Here is a 6,363-nt window from a genome sequence, read left to right on the forward strand (position 1 = left end):
AACGCAGCCGCGGCCTCTGTGAGGCCGACTCCCTTCGGGGCCGCCGGCTTTGTGCGCGCCTGGTCTTCGTCAAGGCGCGCTGGCGTGCAACAACCACGCTACGCGCACCTTTCCTCGCCAGCCACGCGCAAAGCACGCCGGCGCGACCGCGACAGGTTATGCAGAGCTTCCCTAGGGCGTATGCCATACCCGCGGCGCCGCTTGCCGCCAGCGGCTGACTTCGGGCGGACCCGGCGTCGGCCGGATTGCGAGTTCGATTGCGCCCGAGTCAGCGGTATTGACCACGCCCGCACCGGCAGCGCGCAGCCGTGCGACCACATGCTCGTCGGGGAAACCCCAGCGGTTGTGCCAGCCGGCAGAAACGAGCGCGATGTCCGGCGCCACCGCCGTCACGAACGGCTGCGAGCTGGAGCTTGCGCTGCCATGATGGGCCACGACCAGCACGTTTGCTGCGAGCACCGCTGCATCGCGCTCGACCAGCACCTGCTCGCCGGCCTGTTCGATATCGCCGGGCAACAGCACTCGGCCACCGGGCGCATCGATACGCAGCACGCAGGAACGGGCGTTGTTGCTCATGCCCGGCTCGATGTCGTCATCGCTCGGATAGAGCACCGTGAAGTCCACGCCATCCCACTGCCAGTGCTGGCCGGCACGACAGGGATGACCGCTGTCGGCCCCGCTGCGCCGGCGCACCTCGATCTGTTCGGATATCGCCTGTGCGCCGCCCATATGGTCGTTGTCGCTGTGGCTAATCAGCAATTCGTCGACCGTGGTTCGCCCTACATGGCGCAGATAGGGCACCACGAATGCGTCGCCGGCGTTGAACCCCGTGCGATAGGCCGGTCCGGCATCGTAGACCAGCGTATGACGACGGGTCCGAACTACCACCGCGAGGCCCTGGCCCACGTCCAGCACCGCCAGCCGCAGCCCGCCCGGCGCGATTTCATGTGCTGCCGGGCGCATGCCGATGACCGCCGGCAACAGAAATACCGGAGCAAGCCAGCGCCCCGGCAGACCCCGTGGCATGGCCAGCAGCGCCACCCCCACGAGCGCCAGCACCAGCGCCATCGCGCCGTGTACGCCGGGGTGGATACTCGCCCACGGCCAGCTCGCAAGTGCAGCCAGGCCCGGCCAGGCCCACTCCAGCGCTGTTGCGATGGCAGCCAGCGCGGGGCCACCGACGCCCGGCACCAGCAGCGCGACGACGGTGGCAAGCAGCAGCACCGGCACGAGCACCACCGCTGCCGGGATGAGCAGGGCATTGACCAGAGGGGCGACGAGCGAGGCCTGGCCAAAGAACCATGCACTCAACGGCCCCAGCCCCGCCACTAGACCGAGTTGAAGCATGATGAACCCGAGCACGCGCCGTCGCGTGACCACGCGACCAAGATAGATCAACCATGCCACCGCGCCGAACGACAGCCAGAAACCGGGGCTGATCACCGACACCGGCGCCCAGAGCACGACCACGATCGCCGCCAGTGCGAGTATTCGTGACACCGCGATATGGCGCATGGCCACCAGCGCGAACAGCCCCGCGGCCACCATCACCAGCGCACGCTGGGTGGGCAAGGCGAAGCCGGCCAACAGGGCATAGAACAGCGCGCCCGCCAGGCCTACGCCGCCCGCCAGCCATGGCACGGGCGATCGCGGCGCGAACCGCAATGCCAGCCAGCGCGCCAGCGCAAACAGCCAGCCCGCCACCAGACCGATATGCAAGCCGGAAATCGCAACCAGATGCGAGGTGCCGGTGGCACGCAATACCGCCCATTGCTCGTCGCTGATCGCATCGCGAATGCCCAGCGTGAGCGCGGCCACGATCCCCTTCATGGCCGAGCCTTCCAGAAACGGCTCGATACGGCGCATGGCCAGCGCGCGCAGGCGGTCAACGGTAAGCCGGGGTGGCGTATCGCAGCGCTTGGCCTGACGTATGTAGCCGCTCGCGTCGATACGCTCGCGCCAGAGCCAGCCTTCGTAGTCGAACGTGCCGGGGTTGGCCGAGCCGTGTGGCGTATCGAGCTTGAACGCGCCGCTCAGGCAGTCCCCGGGCAATAGATCGTGGCCGTGGTCGTACCAGGACAGACGCAGTCGATAAGGTGGCGTATCACGGGCCAGCACGAACCGGGCGCGATACGGATCGTGGGCGACGATGCCGACCACATGGCCGGTCATGGGCACGGTTTCGCCGGTTCGTGCCACCGGCCAGCGCGAGTCCAGCTGGCGCTGGATGCCGAAGCTCGTCCATGCCGCGCCTGCCAGGGCCACGAATAGAACTATGCGCCCCGGCCAACGCCAGAAGCACGGCAGCAGCAGCGCGCCAAACAGCCACAGGGGTAAAGGCGCGGGCTGGAGGTAGGTTGCAGCCACCACCGCGATGAGCGACACCGCGAGCCAGCGCGGATCGCGGTCGGCTGCCTGCAGTGCCCGGCGAACAACATGCGCGCCTGCGCGTGCGTGGTCGTATGCGCCTGCCCCCTTCGCCTGCCCCATCACCCTGTTTCGACGCGCTTACGCCGTTTGCGGCCAGACAATCAGCCTAGCGCTTGTAGCGTCGCGCGCAACCGCCACCGCCGCATTGCTTGAGCGGCACCGGCGATAAAGGCTCAGGCAAACGCGCTTGCCTGGGCCGGCGACAGCCGCCCGTCGGCCAGGCTCCAGACCTGATCCATGCGCTGGGCGAGTTCGCGGTCGTGGGTCACCATCACCAGGCTGGTATTCATCGACGCATTGAGCTCGAGCATCATGTCGAACACGCTCGCAGCGGTGCGATGATCAAGATTGCCGGTGGGTTCGTCGGCCAGAATACAGGCCGGACGGGTGACCAGCGCGCGGGCCACCGCCGCGCGCTGGCGCTCGCCGCCCGAAAGCTCTGTGGGCTTGTGCTCGAGACGGTCGCCCAGCCCGACCTTGCGCAAGAGATCGCGCGCTTCGTCCAGCGCTTTTTTCGGCGGCCCGCGCCGGATCAACAGCGGCATGGCCACGTTCTCGACCGTGGTGAACTCCGGCAACAGGTGATGGAACTGGTAGATGAAGCCCAGCTTTTCGTTGCGCAGCTTGCCGCGTGCAGCGTTGGACAGCGTGGTCATGTCGCGCCCGGCAATATGGATCGTGCCCCGACTGGGCACATCGAGGCCGCCCAAAAGGTGCAACAGCGTCGATTTGCCGGAGCCGGAGGCCCCGATGACCGCGATCTTGGCGCCGGGCGCGACATTCAGGTTGATATCGTCGAGCACGGTGATCGGCTCGCGTACCTCGGTGAACGTCTTGGACAGATGGCTGCAGCCGAGCACGCTGGTGCCGGCCTCGGGAGTGTTACTCATAACGCAGGGCCTCGGCCGGCTGCACGCGGGCGGCGCGCCACGCCGGATACAGCGTCGACAAAAACGACAGCACGAGCGACAGCAGCGCAATCTGCACCACGTCGCTTTCATGCAGCTCGGCCTTGAGCTGGCTGATGTAATAAACGTCGGCCGACAAGAGGTCGGTATTCAGCAGGCTTTCGAGCATGGGCACGATATGTTCGATGTTGATCGACAGCAGCACGCCCAGAACCACGCCCACGACGGTACCGATCACGCCAATCAGCGAGCCCTGCACCATGAAGATGGCCATCACCGACTTGGGCGACATGCCCAGCGTGCGCAGGATAGCGATATCGCCCTGCTTGTCGGTAACGACCATCACCAGCATGGACACGATATTGAACGCGGCCACTGCGATGATCAGGCTCAGGATGATGAACATCACCGTCTTTTCGGTCGCGATGGCATGGAAGAAGTTCGCATGCTGACGGGTCCAGTCGGATACGCGTTTGCCCGGGTCGAGTATCACCTCGAGCTGACGGCTCACGCTGGGCGCATCGAACATGTCGTTCAGGTGCAGCCGTACGCCGGTCACGCGATCCTGCATGTTGTAGAGGGTGGCCGCATCGCCCATGTGGATCATGACCATGCCGCGGTCATATTCGTACATCCCGACCTGGAAGATGCCGCCCACGGTAAAGCGGCGAAAACGCGGCACGATACCGGCCGGGGTGATATTGGCCTCGGGGATCATCAGATCCACCTTGTCGCCGACATTCACGCCGAGAATCGCGGCCAGCTCTGCGCCGATGACGATGCGGTACTTGCCCTTCTCGAGCGAATCGAAACTGCCGCCCACCATGTGATCGGCCACATCCGACACTTTGCGTTCCTTTTCGGGCAGCACGCCCCGGATCATGGTGCCCGCCATGTTGCGACCGCTGCGCACCATGCCCTCACCGCTGATATAGGGCGCCGAGCCGGTGACGTCCGACAGGCGTTGGTCGACCTGGCTTTCAACGTCCTGCCAGTCCTGCAGGCCGCCGCGACTGCCGGAAATCTCCACATGCGAGGCCATGCCGAGGATACGGTCACGCAGCTCGGCCTCGAAGCCGTTCATCACCGACAACACGGTAATCAGCAGCATCACGGCAAGCGCGATCCCGCCCATCGAGATGGACGAAATAAAGGAGATGAAATGGTTGCGCCGCTTGGCCCGCGTGTACTTCAGGCCGGCGTAGAGTTCGAGGGGTCTAAACATTGGCGCGCATTAAAGCATAATGGTCGCAATCGGCGCAGGGGGTCTGACGCCGAAAACCATCGTCGGGGATTTGAGTCATGCGCATGAGAACGTCTCTGCTTGTTTTAGTTCAGATTTCAGGGCTGATTTTGATCAGCGGCACGGCCTGCGCGCAGTCGAACAGCGGCTACGCCGACGACAGCATGTCGGATGCCGGTGCCACCCATACACAAACGCGCGGCACGGTACTCGATATGCCGGCCGGCGAAAATACCGCCCAGGGCGCGGCCACGCCACGCCCGAGCACGCCGCCGCGCGGCATGACCAAGGCGCGCGTGCGCCAGCAGTACGGCGAACCGCAGAGCAAAAGCCAGCCGGTAGGCAACCCGCCGATCACGCGTTGGGACTACCCGGGCTATCGGCTCTACTTCGAATACGACCATGTCCTGCACGCGGTCGTGCCCGACCATTTCGAACCCGTCACCCATAGCGACGAACTCCAGCCGGCGGATTGATGAAAGAACGTGTACTGCCGGCCGAATGGGCGGCACAGCAAGCCACCGTGCTCGTATGGCCGCGCAGCGGCGGCGACTGGGGCAACGGCCTCGACGCCGCCCGCGACGCCATCGCCGAGTTCGCCGCCGTGCTCTGCGACTACCAGCCGGTAATCCTGGCGGCCGCGGATGCCGAATGCAGCGCCAGCATCGCCGCGCACTCGCGACTTGCCGATGTGGCCCGGCTGAGCGTGGTGAACGTGGCCAACGATGATATCTGGGCACGCGATACCGGCCCGATCACGGTATTCGACCACGGCGCTCGGCGGTTTCTGGATTTTCGTTTCGATGGCTGGGGCGGCCAGTTCGAAGCCAGCCGCGACGATGCCTTCACCGCCGCCCTGCATGCCACCGGCCTGCTCGGCCACGGTGGGCTCGAGCGGCACGAGATCACGCTCGAAGGCGGCAGCATCGAATCCAACGGCGCGGGCGCGCTGCTGACCACTGAGCGCTGCCTGTTGCAGGGTCGGCGCAACGCGGATTTCGACCGCGATCGCGCCGTCGCCGCCCTCGCCGATGCACTGGGCGCGGACAGCGTGCACTGGCTCAGCGAGGGTGACCTCATCGGCGACGACACCGATGGGCATATCGATACGCTGGCCCGTTTCGTCGCCGCCGACACGATTGCCTATCAGGGCTGTCGCGATGAAAACGACGCCCACTACGCTGCACTGGCCGCGATGGCCGAAGAACTGGCCGCACTGCGCGATAGCAACGGCCAGGCCTATCGTCTGGTGGAACTGCCGCTGCCCGCGCCGGTGTACGACCCGGACGATGGCCATCGGCTGCCGGCCGGCTATGCCAACTTTCTTATCGCCAACGGCTGTGTGGTCATCCCCGCCTTCGACGACCCGGCCGACGACCACGCCCACGAGATCATCGCCGGGCTGTTCCCGGATCGCGATATTCGTCGCGTCGACAGTCGTGCCTTGATTCGCCAGCACGGCGGCCTCCATTGTGCAGCCATGCAAATTCCTGCCGAGTTGTCCTGATGACCTATCCCGCCCCGCTACGCGTTGCCGTGGCGCAATACGCCTGCACGCCCGAACCGGCGACCAATCTGGATACCGCGGTCGCGCATATCGAACAGGCCGGCGCGGCCGGCGCGAAACTCGTGTTGCTGCCCGAGCTGCACAACACGCCCTACTTCTGCCAGCGCGAAGACCCGGCCCTGTTCGACTTGGCCGAGCCGATTCCCGGCCCGTCCACCGAGCGCCTGGCGGCGGCCGCGCGCGATGCGGGCGTGGTGGTGGTGGCATCGCTGTTC

At 65.9% G+C, this 6,363-nt stretch carries 6 protein-coding genes; 3 read left to right on the plus strand and 3 right to left on the minus strand.

Translation table 11 applies throughout. The features are described 5' to 3' along the window. Nucleotides 1–171 precede the first annotated feature (171 nt). The 3 genes from ABNU97_RS16710 to ABNU97_RS16720 form a co-directional block, all read right to left on the minus strand. Nucleotides 172–2,490, minus strand: coding sequence for a DNA internalization-related competence protein ComEC/Rec2 (locus ABNU97_RS16710; protein WP_348767800.1), 2,319 nt, complete (start codon nucleotides 2,488–2,490; stop codon nucleotides 172–174). Between the two features lie 113 nt (nucleotides 2,491–2,603). Beyond that, entirely contained in the window at nucleotides 2,604–3,320 is a 717-nt protein-coding gene (lolD, locus tag ABNU97_RS16715; protein WP_348767801.1) for a lipoprotein-releasing ABC transporter ATP-binding protein LolD, read from the minus strand. Then, complete coding sequence (locus tag ABNU97_RS16720; RefSeq protein WP_348767802.1) at nucleotides 3,313–4,563, minus strand: lipoprotein-releasing ABC transporter permease subunit; 1,251 nt, start codon at nucleotides 4,561–4,563, stop codon at nucleotides 3,313–3,315. Before ABNU97_RS16720 ends, lolD begins: the two co-directional genes overlap by 8 nt. Nucleotides 4,564–4,646: 83 nt before the next feature. Here ABNU97_RS16720 and ABNU97_RS16725 point away from each other — a divergent pair, with 83 nt between their 5' ends. From ABNU97_RS16725 to ABNU97_RS16735, 3 genes are all read left to right on the plus strand, one after another. Continuing rightward, nucleotides 4,647–5,057, plus strand: coding sequence for a hypothetical protein (locus ABNU97_RS16725; protein ID WP_348767803.1), 411 nt, complete (start codon nucleotides 4,647–4,649; stop codon nucleotides 5,055–5,057). After that, complete coding sequence (locus tag ABNU97_RS16730) at nucleotides 5,057–6,088, plus strand: agmatine deiminase family protein (RefSeq protein WP_348767804.1); 1,032 nt, start codon at nucleotides 5,057–5,059, stop codon at nucleotides 6,086–6,088. The genes ABNU97_RS16725 and ABNU97_RS16730 overlap by 1 nt, the downstream gene beginning before the upstream one ends. Then, the coding region (locus tag ABNU97_RS16735; protein ID WP_348767805.1) for a nitrilase-related carbon-nitrogen hydrolase at nucleotides 6,088–6,363 on the plus strand (276 nt) is incomplete at its 3' end. The genes ABNU97_RS16730 and ABNU97_RS16735, both read left to right, overlap by 1 nt.

Source organism: uncultured Salinisphaera sp. (assembly GCF_964012375.1).
Lineage (GTDB): Bacteria > Pseudomonadota > Gammaproteobacteria > Nevskiales > Salinisphaeraceae > Salinisphaera.